Here is a 24,308-nt window from a genome sequence, read left to right as displayed (position 1 = left end):
CGGCCTTGCCGGGCTCATCTTTCTTCGACCCTAGATCCAACGAGGTGGCTCTTGCGCCCGCTCGCGCTCAGCATTGGCGATCCATCCGGAATCGGCCCGGAGGTCATTCTTCAGGCCTGGCTTCGGCGCGACCAGGATAAGCTGTCGCCCTTCTATGTTCTCGGCGACCCTGCCCTTCTGGCCGCACGCGCGCGCCATCTGGGGCTCGACGTACCGCTGTGCGAGGCTGAGCCCGAGGCCGCGGAGAGCGCTTTTGACAATCGGCTGCCGGTCGCACCGCTCGAAAACCGTTTGACCGACAGCGCAGGCCAGCCCGAGACGGTGAATGCGGCGGGTGTCATCGAGGCCATATCACGCGCCGTGACGGATACGGTGGAAAGCCGTGCGGCGGCCGTGGTCACCGCGCCCATCGCCAAGAAGCCACTCTATGATGCAGGCTTTCGTTTTCCGGGCCACACGGAGTTTCTGGGCCATCTGGCGGAGGAGCTGACCGGAAGGCCGGCCACGCCTGTCATGATGCTTGCAGGCCCCGATCTGCGGACCGTTCCGGTGACCGTTCATCAGGCGCTGGCAGGGGTTCCTGAAACCCTGACGCAGGCGCTGGTGGAAGAGATCGCGCGGATCACGCATCGGGAGCTGCGTCAGCGCTTCGGCATCGCGGAACCGCGCCTTGCCATTGCCGGGCTCAACCCGCATGCCGGCGAAGGCGGGGCCATGGGCACGGAAGACCGTGACGTCATCGCGCCGGCGATCCACGCGCTTCAGGAAGACGGGATCAACGCATTCGGTCCCCTGCCCGCCGACACGATGTTTCACGCCCGCGCCCGCGCTGGCTATGACGCCGCACTTTGCATGTATCACGATCAGGCGCTGATCCCCGTGAAGACCATTGCCTTTGACGAGACGGTGAACGTCACGCTCGGCCTTCCCTTCATCCGCACATCGCCGGATCATGGCACGGCATTCGACATTGCCGGACGCGGCATTGCGCGGCCCGACAGCCTGATTGCGGCGATCAGGCTTGCGCGCCAGCTCTCAGACAATACGGACACCATAAAATGACGGCCGATGGCCTGCCACCACTCAGAGAGGTCATCGCCAGGCATGGCCTCGCCGCCAAGAAATCGCTCGGCCAGAACTTTCTTCTGGATCTGAACCTGACGGCCAAGGTCGCCCGGGCTGCGGGCGATCTTGAAGGCGCGACGGTGATTGAGGTCGGCCCCGGACCGGGCGGTCTGACGCGCGCCCTGCTGATGGCCGGCGCAGAACGCGTAATCGCCATCGAACGTGACGAGCGCTGTCTCGATGCGCTGGCGGAGATCGCTGCGCACTATCCGGGCCGGCTCGACGTGGTGAATGGTGACGCCATGGAAACGGACTTCGCAGCCCTCGCCCCGGAGGCGCACGGCAAGGTGCGGATTGTCGCCAACCTGCCCTACAATATCGGAACGGAGCTTTTCGTACGCTGGCTGACGCCCGACGCATGGCCGCCCTTCTACGCCTCGATGACGCTGATGTTCCAGCGCGAGGTGGCCCAGCGCATCGTCGCCGAACCCGGCGACAAGGCCTATGGTCGGCTTGGCGTTCTGGCCGGCTGGCGCACCGTCTCCAAGATCGCCTTTGACCTGCCTCCACAGGCCTTTACGCCCCCGCCGAAAGTGACGTCGTCCGTGGTGCATATCGTGCCGCGCGCCGAGCCGCTGGCGGTCGAGCCCAAAAGGCTGGCGAAGATCACGGAAGCAGCCTTTGGCCAGCGCCGCAAGATGCTGCGCCAGAGCGTCAAATCGCTGGGTGGTGAAGCGCTTCTGGCGCGCGCAGGGATCGATGCGACGCGACGTGCGGAAACGCTCTCAGTGGCCGAATTCGTGGCGCTGGCCAACGCTTCCCAGAGCGGTTCATCCTGACGGATTTTGCAGATGGTCGGGTAAGGCAGCCCGACCATGAAATGCAAATGAAGCTCAGTTGCCGTCCTCGCTGAGCAGGCCCGAAACGAAATCGAACAGGCCGGGGCGGCGGTCGCGCCGCAGGCGCTCTGCCTCTACGATGGAGCGCACCGACGAAAAGGCGTGATCGAGCTCTTCATTGATCACGACATAATCGTAATCCAGCCATTTCTCGATTTCCGTCCGCGCATTCTTCAGACGCGTCTGGATGATCTCGGGCGTATCCTCGGCGCGCCGCGTGAGACGGCCAAGCAGCTCCTTCATGCTGGGCGGCAGGATGAAGATGGAGACCACATCCCCACGCATTTTCTCGCGCAGCTGCTCCGCGCCCTGCCAATCGATGTCGAACAGCATGTCGCGGCCCTCGGTCAGCGCCTTTTCGACAGGCGCGCGGGGGGTACCGTAGAAATTGCCGTGAACCTCGGCCCATTCCAGCAATTCGTCATTGTCGCGCATGATTTCGAATTCGCGCTGCGTCTTGAAGTGGTAGTGCACCCCTTCAATTTCGCTGGCGCGGCGGGGGCGCGTGGTAACGCTTACCGAAAGCTCAAACCCCTTCACCTCGGCCAGAAGCGTGCGTGCGATGGTCGACTTGCCTGCACCCGAAGGTGAAGACAGGACGAGCATAAGGCCGCGGCGCGCGACTTCGGTCGAAACGGCAGGAGACGTCTGCGAGGACATGGTCTACTCCAGATTTTGGACCTGCTCGCGGAACTGATCGACGACGGCCTTTAATTCAAGGCCGATGGCCGTGACGGTTGTCGCGTTGGACTTTGAGCAAAGCGTGTTGGATTCGCGGTTGAACTCCTGACCGAGGAAGTCAAGCTTTCGACCTATGGGGCCGCCGGAGGCGATCAGAGCCCGGGCCGATGCGATATGTGCGCGCAAACGGTCGATCTCTTCACGGATATCCGCCTTGCCTGCAAGGATGGCGGCCTCGGCGTGGAGGCGGGCTTCATCGAAGCCGGTGGTCGCATCCATGAGGCGGGCGACCTGCTCGCTCAGACGCTGGCGTATGGCCTCGGGCGAGCGGGAGGAATCATTTTCGACCTGATCGGTCAACGTCTCGATGCGCGCCACCTGATCAAGCAGGATGCGTTCGAGAGCCGCACCCTCATCCCGCCGCGCATTCTCAAGGCTGACAAGCGCCTCATCGAAGGTCGACAGAATGGTTTCATCGAGCGAGGCGCGAACCTCTTCATCCGCCACGGGATCGGCATAGTCGAGCACACCGCGCAGGCCCAGCAGCCCGTCTGCCGTTGCAGGAGCAGCGCCGAACTGCTCGTGCAGGCGACCGGCCAGTTCTGCGACCTCTTTCAGGAACTCTTCATCGACAACCGGGCGGCGCAGAGCGCCATTCTGCGTAAAATTCAGCGAAGCCTGCACATTGCCGCGCGAAAAGCGCTTCTGCAGACGCTGACGCGCGCCCTGCTCGATCCGTTCAAAACCGGGAGGGAGGCGAAAGCGGGTTTCAAGGCTGCGCCCGTTTACCGATTTCAGCTCCCAGGCGATGCCACCGGCATCATGGTCGCGCGAAGCACGGGCAAAGCCCGTCATGCTTTGAAGCCTGCTCATGCGTCCCCCTCTTCGCGCGACGGTCCGGCTCAGTTGGAGCCGGCCTCGTCTTCCGTCTGGCGCTCGCGCTCCAGCTTGCGCCAGCGTGCGACGTTCTCATTGTGCTCTTTGAGCGTCTTGGCAAAGGCGTGGCCGCCCGTACCGTCCGCGACGAAGTAAAGTTCGTCGGTCTGCGACGGGTTTGCCACGGCCTCAAGCGCCGCACGGCCCGGATTGGCGATCGGTGTGGGCGGAAGCCCGTCGATCTGATAGGTGTTGTAAGGCGTCTTCTTGTCGATGTCGGACCGGTAGATCGGGCGATCGGCCGGTTTGCCCTGGCCGCCAAACAGACCATAGATGATGGTCGGATCCGACTGCAGACGCATGCCCTTGTTCAGACGGTTGATGAAGACGGCTGCAACGCGCGGGCGCTCGTCGGCAATGCCGGTTTCCTTCTCCACGATGGAGGCCAGCGTTACGAACTCGTTCTTGTCCTTGACCGGAAGTCCCTCGTCGCGGCGCTCCCAGATGCTGTCGACCAGCTCGCGCTGATCCTCAAGGAGCTTCTCGACGACCGCCGTGCGGTCCATGCCGCGCGTAAAGCGCAGCGTGTCGGCTGCAAGACTGCCTTCCGGCGGCATCTCATCCGGCAGCTTGCCGGAGAGTTCCGGGGTATCCTGAATACGCTGGAACACCTCGACGACGGTCCGCCCTTCCGGGATGGTGAGCGAGTAAAGAACGCTCTTGCCGCTCTTCAGAAGCTCCATGACGTCATGCATCGAAGCGCGGGCGTCGATGGCGTACTCACCTGCCTTGAGCTCGGAATCGGCGCCATAGGCGCGCACACCGATGGAGAAGATGCGCGCATCGCTGATCACGCCCTCGCGCTCGAGCAGGCTGGCGATCTGGTTCACACCGGTGTTCGGTTTGATGAGAACGGTCTCGGCCGTGCTTGACGGGCCGGGCTGATGGAATTCGCGCTTGCCGAAATAAAAGGCAAAGCCGGCCAGAACCACCAGAAAGACGATGGAAGAGAAGACGAAGTTGAAGAACACCACGAACTGGCTGCGCGCGCGCCTGGAGCGCTTCGGCGGCGGGGTTCCCGCCTCCGGTCGTAATGTCTGGCTGGCCGGTTTGAACGTACGGCCGCGCTCTTCGTCTGGCTGGCGGCCATAGCCGCTGGAATTATCGCCGGAAGTCCCTGTCATGCTTCTTGGACCGCTCCCTTTCAGAACGGCGCCAATTGCCGCCGGTCCTGTCCTATTCTGTGTTCGCGTTATGAACGTTTACGCAAGTTTCGAAAATTGCGTCACCGGAGCTTGCCGCGCGCCATTTCGATTCGTTCAGAACAGAATGAATTGCGAAAATGGCAAAACTGCAAGCCCGCTATCGGAAACGTTCAGGCCTCATAACGCTTGAATACGAGAGACGCGTTGGTGCCGCCAAAGCCAAAGGAGTTGGAGAGCGCTACGTCAACCTGACGTTCACGCGGCTTGTTGGGCACCAGATCGATGGCCGTTTCAACCTGTGGATTGTCCAGATTGATGGTCGGCGGCACGATGTTGTCGCGAATGGCCAGAACCGAGAAGATCGCTTCTGCTGCACCCGCGGCACCAAGCAGATGGCCGATGGCCGACTTGGTGGACGACATCGAGACATCGCCTGCAGCGTCGCCCAGAAGGCGCTCCACGGCTCCAAGCTCGATGGTGTCCGCCATGGTCGAAGTGCCATGTGCGTTGATGTAGTCCAGATCGGCAGGTGTCATGCCGGCGCGCTTCAACGCTGTCTTCATGCAGCGATAGGCACCGTCACCGTCTTCCGCCGGCGCCGTGATGTGATAGGCGTCGCCCGTCAGGCCATAGCCAACCACTTCGGCGTAAATCTTGGCGCCACGCGCCTTTGCATGCTCCAGCTCTTCCAGCACGAGCACGCCTGCGCCCTCGCCCATGACGAAACCGTCGCGGTCGCGGTCATAGGGCCTGGAAGCAATTTCCGGCGTATCGTTGAAGCTGGTGGAGAGAGCCTTGCATGCGGAGAAGCCGGCGATCGACAGACGGGTGATCGGTGCTTCCGCACCACCCGCAAGCATGACGTCGGCGTCACCAAGCATGATGAGGCGCGCAGCATCGCCAATGGCGTGCGCGCCGGTGGAGCAAGCGGTCACGACCGCATGGTTCGGCCCCTTCAATCCGTGTCGAATGGACACCTGGCCGGACACCATGTTGATGATGTTGCCGGGGATGAAGAAGGGGCTGATGCGGCGCGGACCGCGCTGCTCCAGCGTCAAGGCGTTTTCAGCAATGCCTTCGATGCCGCCGATACCCGAACCGATCAGAACGCCGGTGGCGTATCTGTCGTCTTCGGTTTCCGGCTTCCAGCCGGAATCTTCCAGCGCCTGGTCTGCCGCAGCAATGCCGTAGGTGATGAACTCACCGATCTTGCGCTGCTCGCGGGGTTCCAGAAAGGCGTCGGGGTTGAACGCCCCTTCGCCTTCACGCGGGATCGTATTGGCGATCTTGCACGGCAGATCATCGACCTCAAAACTGTCGATGCGGCTGGCCGCACTCTTGCCCGAAAGCAGGCTCTTCCACCCATGTTCAACACCGAGGCCGAACGGTGAAAGAAGCCCCATACCGGTGACGACAACACGTCTCATATGCTGAATATCCGCCTTGACTACGTTTTTGTAGCGATAACGCCGGAGGCGTTAGGCGGTCGCCTTGTCGATGTACTTCACTGCGTCGCCGACGGTGAGGATCGTCTCGGCAGCGTCGTCCGGGATTTCAACGCCGAACTCTTCTTCAAAGGCCATGACCAGCTCGACGGTGTCGAGGCTGTCTGCGCCAAGATCATCAATGAAGCTTGCGCCTTCGTTCACCTTGTCGCCTTCGACGCCCAGATGCTCGACAACGATTTTCTTAACGCGTTCTGCAGTATCGCTCATGAGAGAACCCTCGACTTTCTGAATTTCCGATCTTCGTTAGCCGCACGATTGCCGCTAATCAAGCTAAATGACGACTAACCCGCTGACATGGCCAGCGCGAAGCCTTCGTTATTCCGTCCTCGATACACGGGTTACGCGCGGCTCGTGGAACGGCTTTCGGCGGGCGCATATCACGATTTAACTGCGCGAGCCAAGCGTTAATCACCCGACATCCACTTTGGACGAGCCCCCGGACGCGATCCATCCCGTGCCCGCCATGCCTTGTGCGAGAACCACCATCGGACAGGCGCCGAACCGCTTTCCTCACCTTGCTTTGCGGCTGCTTCGACGGTTTCCGGCTGTGCGCCCAGAAACGAGGCGAGCCGGGCCGCCTGATGATTTTCAGCAGTGGTGTCGCCGAATATTTCCACCAGGCCGAGCTCTGAGAAGCCGAAATCGAGCAATGCGCCTGCGATCTCGGCAGCGCTGCCATAACGTCCCCAGAGGTCGGGAGAGAGTTCGATTCCGAGTTCGCCACTGTCCTGTGGACAATTCGCCGCGCGCAGCCCCGCACAGCCGACAAGGCGGCCGGTTTTACGACAGATCACTGCAAACTGGTGGTTTTTGCGCGGATTCTCCGCTGCCCACTGGCGAAAGAGCGCAACAAGCTCTGCCGGATCGCCTGCGGCCTGTCCGGCCTTGCGGCGTGTGGAAACGAAACGCGGATCCGCCTGATAGGCCGCAAGGGCGGCCACATCGGCGGGCTCGAAATCCCGCAGAACAAAGCGTCTTGTTTCGAGCCCGCTCATCGTGTCGACCGGTGTGAACCGATCAGATCATTGCCATGCCGCCATTCACGTGCACGGTCTGGCCTGTCACGTAGGAAGCCTCGTTGGATGCGAGATAGGCGACAGCCGATGCGACTTCCGCACCATTGCCCATGCGCTTCATCGGAATAGCACCCATGATGGCGTCACGCTGCTTGTCGTTGAGCTTGTCGGTCATGGCCGATTCGATGAAGCCCGGAGCAACGCAGTTGACCGTGATCGAGCGGCTGGCGATTTCCTGCGCCAGCGACTTGGAAAAGCCGATCAGACCCGCCTTGGAGGCGCAGTAATTCGCCTGGCCGGGATTGCCGGTGACGCCCACCACGGAGGTGATGTTGATGATGCGGCCGAATCGGCGGCGCATCATCGGGTGCGTCAGCTCGCGGGTCAGACGGAAGACCGAGCCGAGATTGATCTCGAGGACCGAATCCCAGTCGTCGTCGCTCATGCGCACGAACAGGCCGTCGCGGGTGATGCCCGCATTGTTGACCAGAATGTCGACGCCTTCGAGTTCAGATTCCGCCTTCTCGGCCAACTGCTTGACTTCACTGCGATCCGACAGGTTCGCCGGCAGAAGCTTTACGCGGTCGCCCAGATCGGCGGCGAGCGCCTCAAGCTTCTCGACGCGCGTGCCATGCAGGCCGACAATAGCGCCCTGCGCATGCAGAATGCGCGCAATCGCCTCGCCAATGCCGCCGGTGGCGCCCGTCACCAGTGCCTTGCGGCCGCTCAGATCAAACATGACGTTGTCCTTTTCAGTCACCTGATTCATTGTTTGGACATGATTGCCCATCGTGGCGCTGCAGCTCAGACGAGCGCAGCCATTGCCGTTTCGATATCGGCCGGCGTGTTGACCGGAACCGCCTTGAGATCGCGGTTGATGCGGCGCGCCAGCCCTGACAGGACCTTGCCCGAACCGATCTCGTAAAGCGTGTCGACGCCATTCTCGCCGAACCAGCCAACCGTTTCGCGCCAGCGCACGCGGCCCGTCACCTGCTCGACCAGCCGCTCGGCAATCTCTTCGGGATCGCTCAGCGGCGAAACCGTGACATTGGCCACGACAGGCACGATCGGCGCGTTTTTCTTCACATCGGCCAGTGCTTCGCGCATGGCGTCTGCGGCCGGCTTCATGAGCGCGGAGTGGAACGGTGCGGACACCGGCAGCATGATCGCGCGCTTCGCGCCCTTCTCCGTGGCAAATGCCGCTGCCTGCTCAACAGCCGCCTTTGCCCCGGAAATCACCAGCTGTCCGCCGCCATTGTCATTGGCGATCTGGCATACGCCGCTCCCGGCGGCCGCCTTGCAGATCTCTTCGACGTCTGCTGCCTCAAGGCCGATGATCGCCGCCATCGCACCCTCGCCAACCGGAACGGCTGCTTGCATGGCGTTGCCGCGAATGCGCAGGAGGCGCGCCGTATCGGCCAGCGAGAACATGCCGGCAGCGCAGAGCGCAGAATATTCGCCGAGCGAATGACCGGCCACGCAGGACACCTTGTCCTTCAGCGACAGACCGCCCTTTTCCATGACACGCATTGCGGCAATGGAAACCGCCATCAGCGCCGGCTGTGCATTGGCCGTGAGCGTCAGCTCATCCTCGGGGCCTTCCCACATGATGCTGGAAAGCTTCTGCTCCAGCGCGTCGTCGACCTCGTGGAACACATCCCGTGCTTCCGGAAACGCATCCGCCAGATCGCGTCCCATGCCGACAGCCTGGCTGCCCTGTCCCGGAAAGGTGAAAGCGATGCCCATCGCCAAATCTCCAAAATAACATCGTTATCGGGCGCATCTGGTGACGCAACACAACTGGCGCGTCAAGCTTTTTGGGCATTTCGGGTCTTGCACCTGCCCTGACATGAAAACTCCATAATTGAGGAGAGTAGTTGCCGGGCTCCGCCCCAATTCCGGTGGCGTGCAGGGGTATTTTCAGACATGTCTTTTGAAACTGAACAGCCGCAGGTGAAGACGCCGGCGCGCAAGGTCACACGTCTCCAGATGCTTGGCTTTGTTTCGGTGACGCTTTTTGTGTCCACCGAAGTGGCCGTGGCATCAGCTGCGGGCGTGTGGGGACTTTCCGGTCTTCTCCACCTCAACTCGGTCGGAGAAATCGTGCTTGCAGTGATCGTCGGCCTGCCGACGCTTTATGCAATGGTGCGCTGCGGACAGCTCGCCTTTGAGGCGGAGACGGACCCGGAAAACAATTAGGTCTGTCCTGAGGAGCGTTCGCCCCTCACCTTTCCATCCGGACGATGTCAGGGTTTGTCAGCGGGCATGGCGGTCCGCTGGCATGATGACGGCTTATTGCCTATATCTGCGCGGCTCCCCTTTTCCGATCTCACGGACGCGCTTCCATGACGACAGCCCTTTCCATAAAGAATCTATCCAAGACCTACAAAGGCGGCGTCACCGCGCTCAAATCGGTCGATCTCGACATCGAACGCGGTGAAATCCTCGCCCTGCTCGGCCCCAATGGCGCCGGTAAGACAACGATGATCTCCATCATCTGCGGCCTTGTGAGAGCCTCGACCGGCACGGTGACGGTGGAAGGCAGTGACATTGTCAGCCAGTACCGCGAGGCGCGAAAGCTGATCGGCCTCGTGCCGCAGGAACTGCACACCGAAACCTTCGAGACGGTGTGGGCCACGGTGAGCTACAGCCGCGGCCTGTTCGGCAAGAAGCCGAACCCGGCTCTGGTAGAGCAGATTTTGCGCGACCTCTCGCTCTATGAAAAGAAGGATAGCCAGATCATCGCGCTTTCGGGCGGCATGAAGCGGCGCGTCATGATCGCCAAGGCTCTGGCCCATGAGCCGCGCATCCTCTTCCTGGACGAACCGACTGCCGGCGTCGATGTGGAGCTGCGCAAGGATATGTGGCGGCTGGTCAAACGCCTGCGCGACACGGGCGTCACCATCATTCTGACCACGCATTACATCGAGGAGGCGGAAGAAATCGCCGACCGGGTGGGCGTCATCCGGAAGGGTGAGCTTCTTCTGGTCGAGGACAAGGCCGAACTGATGCGCAAGCTCGGCCAGAAGCAACTGACGCTCGATCTGCAAAAGCCGCTCGAGAGCCTGCCCGAGACGCTCTCCCATTTTGATCTGAAGCTGACCGACGACGGCCAGCAGATCATCTATTCCTATGACACGCAGGCAAACCGGACAGGCATCGCCACGCTTCTCTCGGCGCTGGGCGAAGCCGACATCATCGTCAAGGATCTCGATACACAGCAGCGCTCGCTTGAAGACATCTTCGTGAGCCTGGTGGTGGAGGAAAAGCAGTGAACTTCGAAGCCGTCAAATCCATTTATCTCTTCGAGATGGCGCGCATGAAGCGCACGCTTCTGCAAAGCGTGATCTCGCCGGTGCTCTCCACCTCTCTCTATTTCATCGTCTTCGGCGCGGCCATCGGCTCGCGCATCGAGGAGATCGACGGCGTGCAGTATGGCGCGTTCATCGTTCCGGGCCTGATGATGCTCACCCTGTTGCAGAACTCGATCTCCAACGCGTCCTTCGGCATCTATTTCCCCAAATTCATCGGCACGATCTATGAGGTTCTGTCGGCGCCGATTTCGTTCTTCGAGATCGTGCTCGGCTATGTGGGGGCTGCGGCCACCAAATCGATCATTTTGGGCCTGATCATTCTGGCCACGGCGCATCTCTTCGTGCCCATCGAGATCAGGCACCCCTTCTGGATGCTCTTCTTTCTGGTGATGACGGCGGTGACTTTCAGCCTGTTCGGCTTCATCATCGGCATCTGGGCCGACAATTTCGAGAAACTGCAGCTCATTCCGCTGCTGGTGATCACGCCGCTCGTGTTTCTGGGTGGCTCGTTCTACTCGATCCAGATGCTGCCGGAATTCTGGCAGAAGGTGACGCTCGCCAACCCGGTTCTCTATCTCATCAGCGGCTTCCGCTGGAGCTTCTACGAGACCTCGGATGTGGGAATCGGCGTGAGCATCGGCATGATCTCGTTCTTCCTGGCCATATGCCTCGGCGCGATCTGGTGGATCTTCAGAACCGGCTACCGCCTGAAGACCTGACGGCTAACGCAGGGTCTTCAGGTAATCCCTGAATTCCCTGCCCGCCTGCGGTGCAAAGCGCGCTCCGGTTTCGGTCACGGTCGCCAGCCGGTCTACGCGAAAATTGCGGAAATCGTCACGCTCGTCGCACCATGCCGTCAATAGCCAGACCTGGTCGAAAGCGGTCAGCCCCAGCGGGCGGACCCGACGGGTGCTCTGCTGGTCCTTGAGGTCGAGATAGACGATTTCCAGACGCCTGCGCTCCCGCACGGCCCTGCGCAGCGCCGCCAGATGGCGCTGTGCCTCCGACGCCTTCGAATAGGCGATCATGTCGCCCTGACGCACCCGCCCATTCGCACCGCCCGGCGCAATCGCGTCGACTTTCGCCGCCACCCGCGCGGCAGCCTTCTTGATATCACTGTCACCGCGCGCCGAAATCAGCTGCATGCCGAGCGTGATCGCATCCAGCTCATCGGCATCGAAATGCAGAGGCGGCAGAAAATAGCCACGCTCGATCTGATAACCGACACCACCCTCACCCCGGATCGGCGCGCCCATGGACTGAAGCGTCGCGATATCGCGGTAGATCGTGCGCACCGAAACACCCAGCGTTTCGGCAAGCACGGCGGCGCTCACCGGCTGACGGTGCATCCGCAGCTGCTCCAGAAGCCCGAAAAGACGTGATGCGCGCATTCGCTCGCCCCTGACAGAAATTGTCAATCCAGTACCGTAACTACGTCTCCGCAACAGGCCCGGCAAGCCCGACCGGAGCTGGCTGGCGCGTATGAAAGGAAGACGATCCATGTTGAGAAAACCCGATGGCCCTTTGAGCGTGATGGGCTTTGCCCGTTACGAGAAACGCGAGGACGTGGAGACCGAACGCCTGATCGACAGGGCGCTCACCTGGCAGGAAACATTTCTGCGCCCCATGGAAGGCATTCTCTTTCATGCCTTTCTGGGCAATCTGAAAGGCGGCTTTGCCGACATCATCTTCGCCCGCGATGACCAGAGCTTCGATGCGATGGGAGCTACATACGCGGATGCACCGAGCAGCGGGGCGCTGATGGAGCTTCTGACACCCGGAACAATCCGGCTTTCGCGCAACCGCGTTCTAAAGCCTGTCACCGCGCCGCCGAGCGACTTTTCCTGCGTTGAGTTCGGGACATTCGAGATTGCCCAGGGCACGGATGCGGGCGAAAGAGATCTGCTCGCCATCTCGGAACGGATCGAAACCGAATATCTCGACCGGTCCGACAACACACGGCTGCACTTCATCGGACACGGCGGAGAGAATCGCTTCTGCGAAGTGACCTTCGGCCGCTCACTTGGAAAGACAAAGCGTCTGTGCGATGGCTATGTCGGGCACCCGGTCTGCCAGCCGCTTCTGGACCTGTGCGATCCGGCCAGTCTGGACCTCGATTTCTGGTATGTGCTCGCCTGAGGCAATCGCCTTGCATCTTTGCCCAGAACCTGTATAAGCGCGCGGTCTGCCGGTTTCAGCTGGGGGCTGAACGGAGGGCCGTGCGCCTGTGCGTGCGTTGTGAAGGCAAGTCCTTCCGCCTCCCGTGTCTCCGCTCTCGACCGTCTCGTCCAAGCGCCTTTCTTCGTCGGGCTTGCCCGCAAAGAGGTGTCGCTGAGGCTTTAGCCGCTGGGATCCGGTGTGACACAAAAGGAAGAAAGGCAAGACAATGGCACTTTACGAACACGTGTTCCTTGCCCGGCAGGATCTCTCGCCGCAGCAGGTTGACGCTCTTGTAGAACAGTTCAAGGGCATCATCGAGGCTGGTGGCGGCTCCGTCGGTCGGGTCGAGAACTGGGGACAGAAGTCCCTCGCCTACCGGATCAAGAAGAACCGCAAGGCTTATTTCACGCTCATGGACATCGATTCCCCGGCCGCAGCCGTGAAGGAAGTCGAGCGCCAGATGGGTCTGTCGGAAGACATCCTCCGCTTCATGACCGTTCGCGTCGAAGCACACGAGGAAGGCCCGTCCGCAATGATGCAGCGCCGTGATGACCGTGGCCCGCGTCGTGACGACCGTGGCCCGCGCGGCCCGCGCCGTGACGACCGTGGTCCCCGTCGCGAGTTTGACCGCGACAACAAGAAGGAAGGCTCCGAATAATGGTCGATATCAACCAGATCCCGACGCGGCGCCCGTTCCATCGTCGTCGCAAGACCTGCCCGTTCTCCGGCGCCAACGCTCCGAAGATCGATTACAAGGACGTAAAGCTCCTGCAGCGCTACATTTCCGAGCGCGGCAAGATCGTCCCCTCCCGCATCACCGCGGTGAGCCAGAAGAAGCAGCGCGAGCTGGCCAAGGCCATCAAGCGCGCTCGTTTCCTGGGCCTTCTCCCCTACGTGGTGAAGTAAGTTTCGGCGCGGGCGGTTTATCCGCCCGCCCACTCTCCGCGGCGGGCGCGGAAGAGTTCTTTCAAATCCCGAGTTGGGGCCTTTGCCCCTAACTGCCACCGGCAGGACAGCGACCCTGATGCCGCACAGACCGGCATTTTCCGTTTCTGACCTGCCCTGATTTGTTTGCCGGCTTCAAAAGCCGATGAAGAAGGACAGAAACGATGGACGTCATTCTCCTTGAACGCATTGCCAAGCTCGGCCAGATGGGCGACGAGGTAAAGGTCAAAGACGGTTACGCACGCAACTTCCTGCTGCCGCGCGGCAAGGCTCTGCGCGCCAACGCTGCCAACCGCAAGAAGTTCGAAGGTCAGCGCGTTGAGCTCGAAGCCCGCAACCTCGAGCAGAAGAAGGAAGCCGAGAGCGTTGCAGAGCAGCTCGACGGCAAGTCCTTCGTGGTCGTGCGCTCCGCAGCCGAGACCGGTCAGCTTTACGGTTCTGTTGCTGCCCGCGACATCGTCGAGTTCCTGGCCGAAGAAGGCTTCAAGATCGGCCGCAGCCAGGTTGAGCTCAACCACCCGATCAAGACGATCGGCCTGGTCAACGTCGCAATCGCCCTGCATGCAGAGGTCGAGGCAACCGTGACGCTGAACATCGCTCGCTCGAGCGACGAGGCAGAGCGCCAGGCACGCGGCGAGACGCTCGATTCCGCTGAAGCCATTTACGGCGACGACATCAACGACACCGCGCGCCCGGACGAGTTCTTCGATCCGGAAGCCGAGTACGATGATGAAGCTTCGGAAGCCGGCGCAGAAGCAGCCGAAGGCGACGAAGAAGAGAACGCGTAAGTCAACGCGTCTCGTCAGTCTGAAGCCGGGCGGAAACGCCCGGCTTTTTTATTGCCTGCAAGCGGTGATGGACTGCTTGCCGGTTTCAGAGCGCCTGTTTCGCGGCGAATGCTGCGGGATCAGTCGGCTTCGTCTCAATCGAATGCTTCATGTCAACAGACGGCAGGAATAATCATCTGGCTAAAGACAGGATGAGGTCTGGCCCTTTTCAATCCTCATAAAATTGTTTCATAATCACACCCTCCCGAGACTTTTGGGGGTGTTGCGATGAACTGGTTGCTTGAGAAATTCGTTTTTCGCCTGGTCCGCAAAGGCACGCTTTCAATCACCGACGCGGCCGGCAAAACGCATGTCTTCGGTGACGGGACAGGGTGTCCCGTCCATATCGTTATTCGCACAGCGGCGGCAGAGCGCGCCATGGCGCTCGACCCCATGCTTGCCGTGCCGGAGCGATACATGGAAGGCGACGTGGATATCGTCGAAGGCGATATCCTGACCTTTCTGCAAATAGTCTACACCAATATGGATGAGACGCAGACCCAGCCTTTTCTGCTCAGGCTGGGCGAGCTGCTTCGCTACCCGTTGCGGCGTCTGCATCAATTCAACACACAGACGCGCTCCCGGCGCAATGTGCGGCGACACTACGATCTTTCCGAAGAGCTCTACCGCCTCTTCCTCGACGAGGACATGCAGTATTCCTGCGCCTATTTCGAGACGCCGGACGTTTCCCTGGAAGAGGCGCAGCGCGCCAAGAAGCGCCACATCATGGCGAAGCTCGCGCTACAGCCCGGCCACAGGGTTCTGGACATCGGGTCCGGCTGGGGCGGTCTCGGGCTCGACATTGCCCGCCAGTTCGACGCGCAGCTCCTTGGCGTGACGCTTTCAGAAGAACAGCACCGGGTTTCGAGCGCGCGCGCACAAGAAGCGGGGCTTTCAGACAAGGCCCGGTTCGAGATCGTCGATTATCGCTCGCTGACGGGTCCGTTCGACCGGATTGTCTCGGTCGGCATGTTCGAACATGTGGGCATCAACCATTACCGCACCTATTTCGACCAGTGTGCGCGGCTTCTGGCCGATGATGGCGTGATGCTTCTGCACACGATTGGCCGCTCGACCGGCCCTTCGATCACCAATGCCTTCATCCGCAAATACATCTTCCCGGGCGGCTACATCCCCGCCCTGTCGGAAATGCTCCCCCCGATCGAGAAGTCGGGGCTGATCGTGACCGATGTGGAGATCCTGCGCATCCACTATGCGGATACGCTGAAGCACTGGCAGGAGCGTTTTCAGAAGAACCGCGCCAGGGCGGTGGAGATTTATGACGAGCGCTTCGCGCGCATGTGGGAATTCTACCTGGCAGGCTCGGAGGCCTCATTCCGGTGGCAGGAGATGGTGGTGTTCCAGATCCAGCTGACCAAAAAACGGGAAACGCTGCCGGTGACCCGCGACTATATCGGGGAGACGGAGAAGCGGCTTGCGAACCCCAATGGCAAGCGGCCCGGAAAATTCAAGCAGGCAGCGGAGTAAAAAGCGCCTCTCCCGTCCCAAAGATAGATGCGTGGCTGTCAAGCGAATCATCTAATATGGATGGCATTTCTGGACGCTGTGGTTTTCATGTCGCGGCTGGCGGTGGATAGCGGGGTTTGAAGGCTGGAACAGCCTTCAAGGTCTTATCCTCAGAGCCTGCAGCGTCTAGGACATATGATTGGGGTGGTCTGGACGTTTCGCATTGCGTCTGTCCGGGCCAAGTGACACTGAAACACCGGAAGAGCTCAGATGGCAGAGGCGGCAGTCCGCAAGCTCGAAACAGCGGAAACAAAGCTTTATCGCGAAGCACCGAACAACATTGAGGCAGAGCAGGCATTGCTGGGCGCAATCCTGGTCAACAATGATGCCCTTTACCGTGTCTCGGACTTTCTGAAAGCGGAGCATTTCTATGAGCCGCTTCACCGCAATATCTTCGAGGTCGCCGGCGATCTGATCCGCATGGGCAAGACGGCCAACCCCGTCACCATCAAGACGTTTCTCCCTGCCGAGGAGAAAGTCGGCGAACTGACCGTGGCGCAGTATCTTGCGCGTCTGGCGGCCGAAGCCGTGACGATCATCAACGCTTCCGACTATGGCCGCGCCATCTACGATCTGGCGGTCCGGCGTTCGCTGATCACCGTCGGCGAAGACATGGTCAACATCGCCTATGACGCGCCGGTGGACATGGCGCCCAACAAGCAGATCGAGGACGCCGAGCGACGCCTCTTCGAACTGGCCGAGACCGGCCGCTACGATGGCGGCTTCGAGAGCTTTGGCGATGCGACCAAGACCGCCGTGGACATGGCCAACGCTGCCTTCATGCGTGACGGCCACCTTTCGGGCATTTCGACGGGCCTGCGCGACCTTGACGGTCGCATGGGCGGACTGCAGCCCTCTGACCTTATTATCCTCGCCGGACGTCCTGCCATGGGTAAGACGTCGCTTGTGACCAACATCGCCTTCAACATTGCTGCGGCCTATGAGCCAGAGCAGCAGGCCGATGGCTCCTTTGCGGCTGCCAATGGCGGCGTGGTCGGCTTCTTCTCGCTCGAAATGTCGTCCGAACAGCTCGCCACGCGTATCATTTCCGAGCAGACCGAAATCCCCTCCTCCAAGATCCGCCGCGGTGAGATCACCGAGACCGATTTCGAGAAGCTTGTGGCCTGCGCCCAGACAATGCAGAAGATCCCGCTCTTCATCGACCAGACGGGTGGTATTTCCATCGCCCAGCTTGCTGCCCGTGCGCGCCGCCTCAAGCGCCAGCGCGGCCTCGACATCATCATCATCGACTATGTGCAGCTGATGCAGGGTTCTTCCAAGAACTCGCAGAACCGCGTGCAGGAAATCACCGAAATCACCACCGGCCTGAAAGCGCTGGCCAAGGAGCTTTCGACGCCGATCATCGCGCTGTCACAGCTCTCCCGTCAGGTGGAAGCGCGTGACGACAAGCGCCCGCAGCTCGCCGACCTTCGTGAATCGGGCTCGATCGAGCAGGACGCCGACGTGGTTCTGTTCGTTTATCGTGACGAGTACTATCTAAAGAACAAGGAGCCGAAGCCCGGCACCGAAGAGTACATGCAGTGGGAAGCCGAGATGAACGAGGTGCGCGGCAAGGCCGAGGTCATCATCGCCAAGCAGCGTCACGGTCCGACAGGCACGGTTCAGCTCGCGTTCCACGGCGAATTCACCCGCTTCTCCGATCTTGCCGAAGAAGATCGGATGCCAGAACGTTTTGAGTAGCAAAGACATGACTTCAATCGATCCGCAGATGCGCGGCGCAGACCCCCGCGTTGCCGGTGGCCGCCTGACAGTCGACCTGGATGCTCTGGTCGCCAATTACCGGCAGATGGCCGAACGCTCGACCCCGGCGGAAGCAGCCGCCGTGGTGAAGGCCGACGCCTATGGCCTGGGCGCCGGTCCGGTGGTCGCGGCGCTGGTCGCCGAGGGCTGCCGAAAGTTCTTCGTCGCCCTGCCCGAAGAGGGTCTTGCCGTGCGCGCAGTCGCGCCCGATGCAGAGATCTATGTCTTCAATGGCCTGTTCAGCCCCGAGGCAGCCTCCTTCTACCGCGAAGGGCGTCTCATCCCGGTGCTCAACTCGCAGACGGATCTGGCGATCTGGGAAGCCCATGGCTGGGATGATGGCGACACGCCACGCCCCTGCGCGCTGCATGTGGAGACGGGCATGAACCGGCTCGGCCTGACGCCGGAGCGGACCCGCATTCTGGCGCAGGAGAACGCCCTGACCGGCGCGCTGACGCCGCGGCTGATCCTCAGCCACCTGGCCTGCGCCGACACGCCGGCCCATCCGATGAACCGGCAACAACTGGAATCATTTCAGGCGCTTTGCGCACTTTTCCCAGATGCAGAATCAAGTCTGGCGAACTCCGCCGGCATCTTTCTGGGCGGGGAATTCCTGTGCGATGTAACGCGCCCGGGCGTGTCGCTTTACGGTAGCAATCCCGTAAACGATACGGAAAATCCGATGCAGCCCGTGGCCACGGTTCAGGCACGCATCGCGCAACTGCGTCAGGTGCCCGCCGGCGGCACGGTCAGCTACGGTGCGACACCTGTAACCCGCGACACGCTTCTGGCGGTCACCGCAACCGGCTATGCCGATGGCTACCACCGCTCCGGCTCCGGCGCGGGCGTGCCGCTGCGCAACACGGTGCCCGAAGGCGCATGCGGTTTCGTGGATGGCGAGCGCGTGCCGGTGATCGGCCGCATCACCATGGACCTCACCCTGTTCGACGTGACCGATCTCGGCCCCGATGCGCTTCAGGTGGGCGACTTCATCGAGCTCATCGGCCACAACATGCCCGTCGACGACGTGGCAATGGCCTGCGGCACGATCTCCTATGAGCTGCTGACCTCGCTCGGCCGCCGCTATGAGCGGCATTACGTGCATGGCGGGGACCGCATCTGATGGCCCGCGCACGCGTCCAGTTCATCTGCCAGAACTGCGGCACGGTGCATGCGCGCTGGGCCGGCAAATGCGACGGATGCGGCGCGTGGAACACGCTGGTCGAGGAAGGCACGTCGAGCGGCATCGGCTCCGGCCCGCAGGCCGCCTCGCGCAAGGCCCGCAAGGGACGCGCCGTGGCGCTCACCACGCTTTCCGGCGACATCGAGGATGCACCGCGCATCACCACCGGCATCGGCGAGCTTGACCGGGTGACCGGCGGCGGCTTCGTGCGCGGCTCGGCGCTGCTGGTCGGCGGCGATCCGGGCATCGGCAAATCCACCCTTCTGACACAGGCAGCAGCCGCCCTCGCTGAGCGCGGCCACCGCATCGTCTACGTATCGGGCGAAGAAGCGGTGGCGCAGATCCGTCTGCGTGCGCAGCGTCTCCATGTGGCGCAGCAGCCCGTGGAACTGGCCGCCGAGACCAATGTGGAAGACATTCTGGCGACCATCGAGGACGGAAAACGGCCCGATCTCGTCATTCTGGACTCGATCCAGACCCTGTGGACGGACATGGCCGATTCAGCCCCCGGCACCGTGACACAGGTGCGCGCCTCGGCGCAGGCCATGATCCGCTATGCAAAATCCACCGGCGCAGCTGTCGTGCTCGTCGGGCACGTGACCAAGGAAGGCCAGATCGCCGGCCCCCGCGTGGTGGAGCACATGGTGGATGGCGTTCTCTATTTCGAGGGCGAAGGCGGCCATCACTACCGCATCCTGCGCACGGTGAAGAACCGTTTCGGCCCGACCGACGAAATCGGCGTGTTCGAGATGGGCGACAAGGGGCTGCGGGAAGTCTCCAACCCGTCCGAACTCTTTCTGGGCGAGCGCAGCGCGGCCGCTCCGGGCGCTGCAGTCTTCGCCGGGATGGAGGGCACGCGACCGGTTCTTGTGGAAATCCAGGCGCTTGTCGCCCCCTCGCCGCTCGGCACGCCGCGCCGCGCAGTGGTGGGATGGGATTCCGCCAGACTTTCCATGGTCTTGGCCGTTCTCGAGGCGCATTGCGGGGTGCGCTTTGCAACCCATGATGTCTATCTGAATGTGGCCGGTGGCTACCGGATTTCGGAGCCGGCGGCCGATCTGGCGGTGGCTGCGGCACTTGTCTCCTCCCTCACCGGGCTTGCCCTGCCAGCCGATTGCGTCTATTTCGGCGAAATCAGCCTTTCGGGCGCTGTCAGACCCGTTGCGCATGCAGCGAGCCGTCTCAAGGAAGCCGAAAAGCTCGGTTTCGCCCAAGCGGTCATGCCGCCGGGCAACGAGGACGGATCGGGTGCCATCGCAGCACGGTCGGCGCGGCCCGAAGCGCTTGCCGAACTGGTTGCCCGCATCGCGGGCGCCAAGGCGGCCTAGCGGGACGGTATGAACGGATCGATTGGCGGACAGTGGCCCGGAAGACAACAATCATGACCTTGCGGGGGCATCCTAACTGCCAAAGGAGTAGGGGTGACAATGCCAATCACGTTGCTTGACGGAATTCTTGTCGGCTTCACGCTTGTTTCGGCCATGCTGGCCATGGTGCGCGGTTTCTCGCGCGAAGTGCTGTCCATCGCCTCCTGGGTTGCGGCAGCCATCGCGGCTTACTACCTGCATCCGCTGGTTTTGCCCTATGTGGCGCCCTATATCAGCAACGAGATGCTGGCGCTCGCGGTTGCGGCTGCGGCGGTGTTTTTCGTGGCGCTGATCGTGGTGACGATCATCACGATGAAGATCGCGGACTTCATCATCGATTCGCGCATCGGCGCGCTTGATCGCACGCTCGGCTTTCTCTATGGCGCCGCACGCGGTATCCTGGTGGTTGCCGTGGCGCTTCTGTTCCTCAACTGGCTGATGGGTGCAAACCCGCCGGAATGGGTTACGGAAGCAAAGTCCCGTCCCCTGCTGGACGGTGTGGGCCAGTGGATTCAGAGCCTGCTTCCGGACGATCCGGACAACTCGGTTTTCGATCGCCTGTCCAACGGTGTGTCCGGCGAAGGTGAAACCGCTAACTGACGGTCACGGGCCGTCTGTGTCACAATGAAAGGGCGGCCAGAAATGGCATTGGAAGACAATTTGCCTCTCGCAGGCGAAGCGGACGACCATTTTCACGACGAATGCGGCGTGTTCGGCATTTTCGGTCGCAGTGATGCGGCCGCGATCGTCACGCTTGGCCTGCATGCCTTGCAGCATCGCGGTCAGGAGGCGGCGGGCATCGTCTCCTTCGACGGCACCCAGTTCCACGTCGAACGCCATATCGGCCTGATCGGCGACACGTTCACGAAACAGTCCGTGATCGACCGGCTGCATGGTAGCCGCGCCATCGGGCACACCCGTTACGCGACGACCGGCGGTTCGGGCCTGCGCAACGTGCAGCCCTTCTTTGCCGAGCTCTCCGACGGCGGCCTTGCCGTCGCTCATAACGGCAACATCACCAACGCCATGACGGTGCAGCGCAAACTGCAGAAGGAAGGCTCGATCTTCTCGTCCACATCGGACACGGAGACCGTTCTCCACCTCGTCGCCACCAGCAAGGAGCAGGACATCAATGCCCGCTTCATCGATGCGGTGCAGCAGATCGAGGGCGCCTTCTCCATCGTCGCGCTGACCTCCAAGAAGATGATCGGCTGCCGCGATCCGCTGGGCATCCGCCCGCTGGTTCTGGGCGATCTGGACGGGGCTTATATCCTGTCCTCGGAGACCTGTGCGCTCGACATCATCGGCGCGCGCTTCGTGCGCGACGTGAAGCCCGGCGAAATGATTGTCGTGACCGAGAAGGGCGTGGAAAGCCACTTCCCCTTCGAGGTCAAGGAGAAGCCCCGCTTCTGCATCTTCGAATACGTCTACTTTGCGCGGCCCGACTCCCTCGTCGAGGGACGCAATGTCTATGAGGTGCGCAAGGAAATCGGTGCGGAGCTTGCCCGCGAGATGCCGGTGGATGCCGACATCGTTGTTCCGGTTCCCGATTCGGGCACGCCGGCGGCCATTGGCTACGCACAGGCGGCCAATCTGCCGTTCGAGCTGGGCATCATCCGCAACCACTATGTGGGCCGCACCTTCATCCAGCCGACCGATTCCATCCGCCATATGGGTGTGAAGCTGAAGCACAACGCGAACCGCCTCTGCATCGAAGGCAAGCGCGTGGTGCTGGTGGATGACTCCATCGTGCGCGGCACCACCAGCCAGAAGATCGTGCAGATGGTGCGCGACGCCGGCGCAGCCGAAGTGCATATGCGCATCGCCTCCCCGCCCACGCGCTCGCCCTGCTTCTATGGCGTCGACACGCCGGAAGCCTCAAAACTCCTCGCCTCGCGCATGTCGGTCGAGGAAATGGCCGACTTCATCCGCGTCGACTCGCTCGCCTTCCTGACCATTGACGGGCTTTACCGCGCCGTCGGCGAGGCAGCGCGCAACGCCGAGCAGCCGCAATATTGCGACGCCTGCTTCACCAAGGACTATCCGACGCGGTTGACCGATCACGACAGCACGGACAATGTGCGCACGCTTTCTCTCCTCGCAGCAGGCGGTCAATGACATACAAGAAACCTGATTTAAGCGGCCGGCTTGCGCTGGTCACCGGCGCTTCGCGCGGCATCGGCTATTTTCTCGCGAAGGAAATGGCGGCCTGCGGGGCCCATGTGATTGCCGTGGCCCGCACCGTGGGCGGCCTCGAAGAACTCGATGACGAGATCAAGGCGCAGGGCGGCGAAGCCACGCTCGTGCCTCTGGACCTGACGGACATGGCCGGCATCGACCGCATTGGCGGCGCGATCCACGAACGCTGGGGCAAGCTCGACATCATGGTCGCAAATGCCGGCATTCTGGGCGTCATCGCCCCGCTCGGCCATGTGGAGGCCAAGGTCTTCGAAAAGGTGATGAACATCAACGTCACCGCGACCTGGCGGCTTATCCGCTCCGTTGACCCGCTTTTGCGCGCCTCTGACGCGGGCCGTGCGATCATCATGTCTTCGGGTGCGGCACACTCCGCACGCGCGTTCTGGGGCCCCTATGCGGCTTCCAAGGCCGCCGTGGAGGCCATGGCGCGCTCCTGGGCGGATGAGACCAAGAACATGCCGCTGCGCATCAATGCGGTGAATCCGGGCGCAACCCGCACCGCCATGCGCGCACAGGCAATGCCGGGCGAAGATCCCGACACCCTGCCCCATCCTTCCGAGGTCGCGGCAAAGATACTGCCGCTCGCCAGCCCCGAGCTGACCGAGACCGGCCTGATCTTCGACGTAAAGAAAAACGCCTTTACGCGCTACCAGATGCCGGAATGAGACATGGGCCGGTTCCCTGCAGCCGGCCTTCGCGATTGACCTGCCAGCCCCTTTCGTTACCTTTCAACGCGGCAGCGGACGAAGACGCCGCGCCACGAGGGGCTACGGCAGGTTCCGCCGACGACCGGCGATGCAACCAGAACGTAGATCATAGTGCTGGCGCGCTCTCGCCAATCGGCCTGAGCCCCGGCGATTGGGAGACGCGGCATGATTCTGATCATAGAGCTTGTTCTGCTCATTGTTGCCCTGTGGGCGGCGATGGCAGCCATCGTTCAGTATCGACGCGGCGTCAGCTTCCACCAGGCGGCCCTGCACGCGCCGCTGAAGCTCCTTCTGCGCATCAGTGACCGCGGGGTCGATACGGCGCGCAAGGCGGATACTCCGGTGATCTATGTGGTGTGGCACCAGTCGAGCCTCGACCCGGCGGCCATGCTCGCTCTCCTGCCCGACGACACACTGCACATTCTGGATGAGTTTTCCGCAAAGTCTCCGTTTCTGGAGCCGTGGCGCGCGCTTGCCCGCACCATTGCCTTCAACGCACATCATGTGTTTGTGAGCCGCCGGCTGGTGCGCCGTCTGCGCGGCAATGGCCGCCTCGCCGTCTACATGCCCAACGACGTCAATCCTGACACCAAGACCTTCCGGCTGTTCCGCGCCGTGGCCCGCATCGCGCTGAAGGCCGAGGCCCGGGTGGTTCCCGTCTATATGGAACGGCGCGGGTTTGTGCCTGCACGCCACGTGCGCACGCTGGAACCGATGACAATCGAGGAACTGATTGCGCGTTCGCCGCGCGAGAACATGCGCGCTTCCGAAGCCCTGTTTGAACGGATGATCGAAGTGCGCGGCGCACCGGCGGCAGCCGCCGACGCTGAAGGCTGAGCGCCCTCGCAAAACGCTCCAGAGGAGCGTGAAATGGTCTGGGGCGGCTTCAGCGCTTCAAGAAACGCTTCCCCACTCGCCCCCTCGCCTTTCCGCACTTGAAGCGTTTCCGCTTTTCGTCGAATCGCGAAAACGCTCCAATTTTCTGTTTTGTGCAGTCCCGGACGCAAACCGGTCCCGTTTTTCCTGGAATGACTCTGAGCGGATGTCTGGTGAGCGCAAGGCCGGCCG

The 24,308-nt window shown here is 61.9% G+C and carries 26 protein-coding genes; 17 read left to right on the top strand and 9 right to left on the bottom strand.

The genetic code is table 11. The features are described from left to right. Positions 1–51 precede the first annotated feature (51 nt). The gene (gene pdxA, locus DEJ54_RS11680) at positions 52–1,062 is read left to right on the top strand and encodes a 4-hydroxythreonine-4-phosphate dehydrogenase PdxA (RefSeq protein ID WP_113154719.1); all 1,011 of its coding nucleotides are present in this window, start codon (positions 52–54) and stop codon (positions 1,060–1,062) included. Continuing rightward, positions 1,059–1,904: a 16S rRNA (adenine(1518)-N(6)/adenine(1519)-N(6))-dimethyltransferase RsmA gene (gene rsmA, locus DEJ54_RS11675; protein WP_113154718.1), complete on the top strand. Its 846-nt coding sequence runs from the start codon at positions 1,059–1,061 to the stop codon at positions 1,902–1,904. Before pdxA ends, rsmA begins: the two co-directional genes overlap by 4 nt. 54 nt (positions 1,905–1,958) lie before the next feature. Here rsmA and gmk read toward each other — a convergent pair whose 3' ends face one another. The 8 genes from gmk to fabD form a co-directional block, all read right to left on the bottom strand. Then, on the bottom strand, positions 1,959–2,624 hold the full coding sequence (gene gmk, locus DEJ54_RS11670) for a guanylate kinase (protein ID WP_113154717.1): 666 nt from the start codon (positions 2,622–2,624) through the stop codon (positions 1,959–1,961). A 3-nt stretch (positions 2,625–2,627) separates the two neighbouring features. After that, a complete protein-coding gene (locus DEJ54_RS11665) occupies positions 2,628–3,518 on the bottom strand; it encodes a YicC/YloC family endoribonuclease (protein WP_113154716.1) in 891 nt (296 codons plus the stop codon). Between the two features lie 29 nt (positions 3,519–3,547). Further along, a complete protein-coding gene (gene mltG / locus DEJ54_RS11660; protein WP_113154715.1) occupies positions 3,548–4,705 on the bottom strand; it encodes an endolytic transglycosylase MltG in 1,158 nt (385 codons plus the stop codon). 191 nt (positions 4,706–4,896) lie between these two features. Then, positions 4,897–6,153, bottom strand: a complete 1,257-nt coding sequence (gene fabF / locus DEJ54_RS11655) for a beta-ketoacyl-ACP synthase II (protein WP_113154714.1) — start codon at positions 6,151–6,153, stop codon at positions 4,897–4,899. A gap of 51 nt (positions 6,154–6,204) precedes the next feature. Then, entirely contained in the window at positions 6,205–6,441 is a 237-nt protein-coding gene (locus DEJ54_RS11650; protein ID WP_113154713.1) for an acyl carrier protein, read from the bottom strand. Positions 6,442–6,638: 197 nt separating this feature from the next. Continuing rightward, complete coding sequence (locus DEJ54_RS11645) at positions 6,639–7,229, bottom strand: GNAT family N-acetyltransferase (protein ID WP_113154712.1); 591 nt, start codon at positions 7,227–7,229, stop codon at positions 6,639–6,641. A gap of 22 nt (positions 7,230–7,251) precedes the next feature. Then, positions 7,252–7,989 (bottom strand): 3-oxoacyl-[acyl-carrier-protein] reductase, encoded by a 738-nt coding sequence (gene fabG / locus DEJ54_RS11640; RefSeq protein ID WP_113156239.1) that lies wholly within the window; start codon positions 7,987–7,989, stop codon positions 7,252–7,254. 65 nt (positions 7,990–8,054) lie between these two features. Further along, positions 8,055–8,996, bottom strand: a complete 942-nt coding sequence (gene fabD, locus DEJ54_RS11635; RefSeq protein WP_113154711.1) for an ACP S-malonyltransferase — start codon at positions 8,994–8,996, stop codon at positions 8,055–8,057. 180 nt (positions 8,997–9,176) lie between these two features. On the opposite strand from fabD, the gene DEJ54_RS11630 reads away from it, so the two are divergent. The 3 genes from DEJ54_RS11630 (at position 9,177) to DEJ54_RS11620 (ending at position 11,283) form a co-directional block, all read left to right on the top strand. After that, the gene (locus tag DEJ54_RS11630) at positions 9,177–9,449 is read left to right on the top strand and encodes a hypothetical protein (RefSeq protein ID WP_113154710.1); all 273 of its coding nucleotides are present in this window, start codon (positions 9,177–9,179) and stop codon (positions 9,447–9,449) included. 146 nt (positions 9,450–9,595) lie between these two features. Next, positions 9,596–10,525, top strand: coding sequence for an ABC transporter ATP-binding protein (locus tag DEJ54_RS11625; RefSeq protein ID WP_113154709.1), 930 nt, complete (start codon positions 9,596–9,598; stop codon positions 10,523–10,525). Continuing rightward, entirely contained in the window at positions 10,522–11,283 is a 762-nt protein-coding gene (locus tag DEJ54_RS11620) for an ABC transporter permease (protein ID WP_113154708.1), read from the top strand. Before DEJ54_RS11625 ends, DEJ54_RS11620 begins: the two co-directional genes overlap by 4 nt. A 3-nt stretch (positions 11,284–11,286) precedes the next feature. Here the strand turns inward: DEJ54_RS11620 and DEJ54_RS11615 are convergent, their stop codons facing one another. Continuing rightward, the gene (locus tag DEJ54_RS11615) at positions 11,287–11,955 is read right to left on the bottom strand and encodes a YafY family protein (protein ID WP_113154707.1); all 669 of its coding nucleotides are present in this window, start codon (positions 11,953–11,955) and stop codon (positions 11,287–11,289) included. 109 nt (positions 11,956–12,064) lie between these two features. Here DEJ54_RS11615 and DEJ54_RS11610 point away from each other — a divergent pair, with 109 nt between their 5' ends. The 12 genes from DEJ54_RS11610 to DEJ54_RS11555 all read left to right on the top strand — a co-directional run bounded on the left by DEJ54_RS11610 (position 12,065) and on the right by DEJ54_RS11555 (position 24,077). Next, positions 12,065–12,703: a hypothetical protein gene (locus DEJ54_RS11610; RefSeq protein ID WP_113154706.1), complete on the top strand. Its 639-nt coding sequence runs from the start codon at positions 12,065–12,067 to the stop codon at positions 12,701–12,703. Between the two features lie 247 nt (positions 12,704–12,950). Next, on the top strand, positions 12,951–13,382 hold the full coding sequence (gene rpsF, locus DEJ54_RS11605; RefSeq protein WP_113154705.1) for a 30S ribosomal protein S6: 432 nt from the start codon (positions 12,951–12,953) through the stop codon (positions 13,380–13,382). Continuing rightward, positions 13,382–13,630 carry a 30S ribosomal protein S18 gene (gene rpsR, locus DEJ54_RS11600; protein ID WP_002963610.1) on the top strand — a complete coding sequence of 83 codons (249 nt, stop codon included), beginning with the start codon at positions 13,382–13,384 and terminating at the stop codon, positions 13,628–13,630. Before rpsF ends, rpsR begins: the two co-directional genes overlap by 1 nt. 203 nt (positions 13,631–13,833) lie before the next feature. Continuing rightward, positions 13,834–14,457 carry a 50S ribosomal protein L9 gene (rplI, locus tag DEJ54_RS11595; protein WP_113154704.1) on the top strand — a complete coding sequence of 208 codons (624 nt, stop codon included), beginning with the start codon at positions 13,834–13,836 and terminating at the stop codon, positions 14,455–14,457. Positions 14,458–14,724: 267 nt separating this feature from the next. Further along, positions 14,725–15,984 (top strand): cyclopropane-fatty-acyl-phospholipid synthase family protein, encoded by a 1,260-nt coding sequence (locus DEJ54_RS11590; protein ID WP_113154703.1) that lies wholly within the window; start codon positions 14,725–14,727, stop codon positions 15,982–15,984. Positions 15,985–16,233: 249 nt separating this feature from the next. Then, entirely contained in the window at positions 16,234–17,724 is a 1,491-nt protein-coding gene (locus DEJ54_RS11585; protein WP_113154702.1) for a replicative DNA helicase, read from the top strand. A 7-nt stretch (positions 17,725–17,731) separates the two neighbouring features. Further along, entirely contained in the window at positions 17,732–18,907 is a 1,176-nt protein-coding gene (gene alr, locus DEJ54_RS11580; RefSeq protein ID WP_113154701.1) for an alanine racemase, read from the top strand. Then, a complete protein-coding gene (gene radA, locus DEJ54_RS11575; RefSeq protein ID WP_113154700.1) occupies positions 18,907–20,295 on the top strand; it encodes a DNA repair protein RadA in 1,389 nt (462 codons plus the stop codon). The genes alr and radA overlap by 1 nt, the downstream gene beginning before the upstream one ends. 99 nt (positions 20,296–20,394) lie before the next feature. Beyond that, a complete protein-coding gene (locus DEJ54_RS11570; RefSeq protein WP_113154699.1) occupies positions 20,395–20,934 on the top strand; it encodes a CvpA family protein in 540 nt (179 codons plus the stop codon). 42 nt (positions 20,935–20,976) lie between these two features. Continuing rightward, a complete protein-coding gene (gene purF / locus DEJ54_RS11565) occupies positions 20,977–22,452 on the top strand; it encodes an amidophosphoribosyltransferase (RefSeq protein ID WP_113154698.1) in 1,476 nt (491 codons plus the stop codon). Further along, on the top strand, positions 22,449–23,198 hold the full coding sequence (locus DEJ54_RS11560) for an SDR family NAD(P)-dependent oxidoreductase (protein ID WP_113154697.1): 750 nt from the start codon (positions 22,449–22,451) through the stop codon (positions 23,196–23,198). Before purF ends, DEJ54_RS11560 begins: the two co-directional genes overlap by 4 nt. Before the next feature lie 207 nt (positions 23,199–23,405). Beyond that, entirely contained in the window at positions 23,406–24,077 is a 672-nt protein-coding gene (locus tag DEJ54_RS11555) for a 1-acyl-sn-glycerol-3-phosphate acyltransferase (RefSeq protein WP_113154696.1), read from the top strand. The last annotated feature ends 231 nt before the right edge of the window (positions 24,078–24,308 follow it).

The organism is Nitratireductor sp. OM-1 (genome assembly GCF_003296175.1).
In the GTDB taxonomy this organism is placed as follows: Bacteria; Pseudomonadota; Alphaproteobacteria; order Rhizobiales; family Rhizobiaceae; genus Nitratireductor; species Nitratireductor aquimarinus.
The sequence above is the reverse complement of the archived record's forward strand: the minus strand, read 5'-3'. Positions and strand labels throughout refer to the sequence as shown.

Bases quoted from the DNA above. Each gene is read 5' to 3' on its own strand.
- purF (WP_113154698.1), top strand. From the start codon at position 20,977: ATGGCATTGGAAGACAATTTGCCTCTCGCAGGCGAAGCGGACGACCAT.
- radA (WP_113154700.1), top strand. From the start codon at position 18,907: ATGGCCCGCGCACGCGTCCAGTTCATCTGCCAGAACTGCGGCACGGTG.
- fabF (WP_113154714.1), bottom strand. From the start codon at position 6,153: ATGAGACGTGTTGTCGTCACCGGTATGGGGCTTCTTTCACCGTTCGGC.
- DEJ54_RS11645 (WP_113154712.1), bottom strand. From the start codon at position 7,229: ATGAGCGGGCTCGAAACAAGACGCTTTGTTCTGCGGGATTTCGAGCCC.
- DEJ54_RS11615 (WP_113154707.1), bottom strand. From the start codon at position 11,955: ATGCGCGCATCACGTCTTTTCGGGCTTCTGGAGCAGCTGCGGATGCAC.
- rplI (WP_113154704.1), top strand. From the start codon at position 13,834: ATGGACGTCATTCTCCTTGAACGCATTGCCAAGCTCGGCCAGATGGGC.
- DEJ54_RS11570 (WP_113154699.1), top strand. From the start codon at position 20,395: ATGCCAATCACGTTGCTTGACGGAATTCTTGTCGGCTTCACGCTTGTT.
- fabG (WP_113156239.1), bottom strand. From the start codon at position 7,989: ATGTTTGATCTGAGCGGCCGCAAGGCACTGGTGACGGGCGCCACCGGC.
- DEJ54_RS11610 (WP_113154706.1), top strand. From the start codon at position 12,065: ATGTTGAGAAAACCCGATGGCCCTTTGAGCGTGATGGGCTTTGCCCGT.
- DEJ54_RS11665 (WP_113154716.1), bottom strand. From the start codon at position 3,518: ATGAGCAGGCTTCAAAGCATGACGGGCTTTGCCCGTGCTTCGCGCGAC.
- rpsF (WP_113154705.1), top strand. From the start codon at position 12,951: ATGGCACTTTACGAACACGTGTTCCTTGCCCGGCAGGATCTCTCGCCG.
- mltG (WP_113154715.1), bottom strand. From the start codon at position 4,705: ATGACAGGGACTTCCGGCGATAATTCCAGCGGCTATGGCCGCCAGCCA.
- rsmA (WP_113154718.1), top strand. From the start codon at position 1,059: ATGACGGCCGATGGCCTGCCACCACTCAGAGAGGTCATCGCCAGGCAT.
- fabD (WP_113154711.1), bottom strand. From the start codon at position 8,996: ATGGGCATCGCTTTCACCTTTCCGGGACAGGGCAGCCAGGCTGTCGGC.
- DEJ54_RS11650 (WP_113154713.1), bottom strand. From the start codon at position 6,441: ATGAGCGATACTGCAGAACGCGTTAAGAAAATCGTTGTCGAGCATCTG.
- DEJ54_RS11630 (WP_113154710.1), top strand. From the start codon at position 9,177: ATGTCTTTTGAAACTGAACAGCCGCAGGTGAAGACGCCGGCGCGCAAG.
- gmk (WP_113154717.1), bottom strand. From the start codon at position 2,624: ATGTCCTCGCAGACGTCTCCTGCCGTTTCGACCGAAGTCGCGCGCCGC.
- DEJ54_RS11560 (WP_113154697.1), top strand. From the start codon at position 22,449: ATGACATACAAGAAACCTGATTTAAGCGGCCGGCTTGCGCTGGTCACC.
- rpsR (WP_002963610.1), top strand. From the start codon at position 13,382: ATGGTCGATATCAACCAGATCCCGACGCGGCGCCCGTTCCATCGTCGT.
- DEJ54_RS11585 (WP_113154702.1), top strand. From the start codon at position 16,234: ATGGCAGAGGCGGCAGTCCGCAAGCTCGAAACAGCGGAAACAAAGCTT.
- alr (WP_113154701.1), top strand. From the start codon at position 17,732: ATGACTTCAATCGATCCGCAGATGCGCGGCGCAGACCCCCGCGTTGCC.
- DEJ54_RS11590 (WP_113154703.1), top strand. From the start codon at position 14,725: ATGAACTGGTTGCTTGAGAAATTCGTTTTTCGCCTGGTCCGCAAAGGC.
- DEJ54_RS11555 (WP_113154696.1), top strand. From the start codon at position 23,406: ATGATTCTGATCATAGAGCTTGTTCTGCTCATTGTTGCCCTGTGGGCG.
- DEJ54_RS11625 (WP_113154709.1), top strand. From the start codon at position 9,596: ATGACGACAGCCCTTTCCATAAAGAATCTATCCAAGACCTACAAAGGC.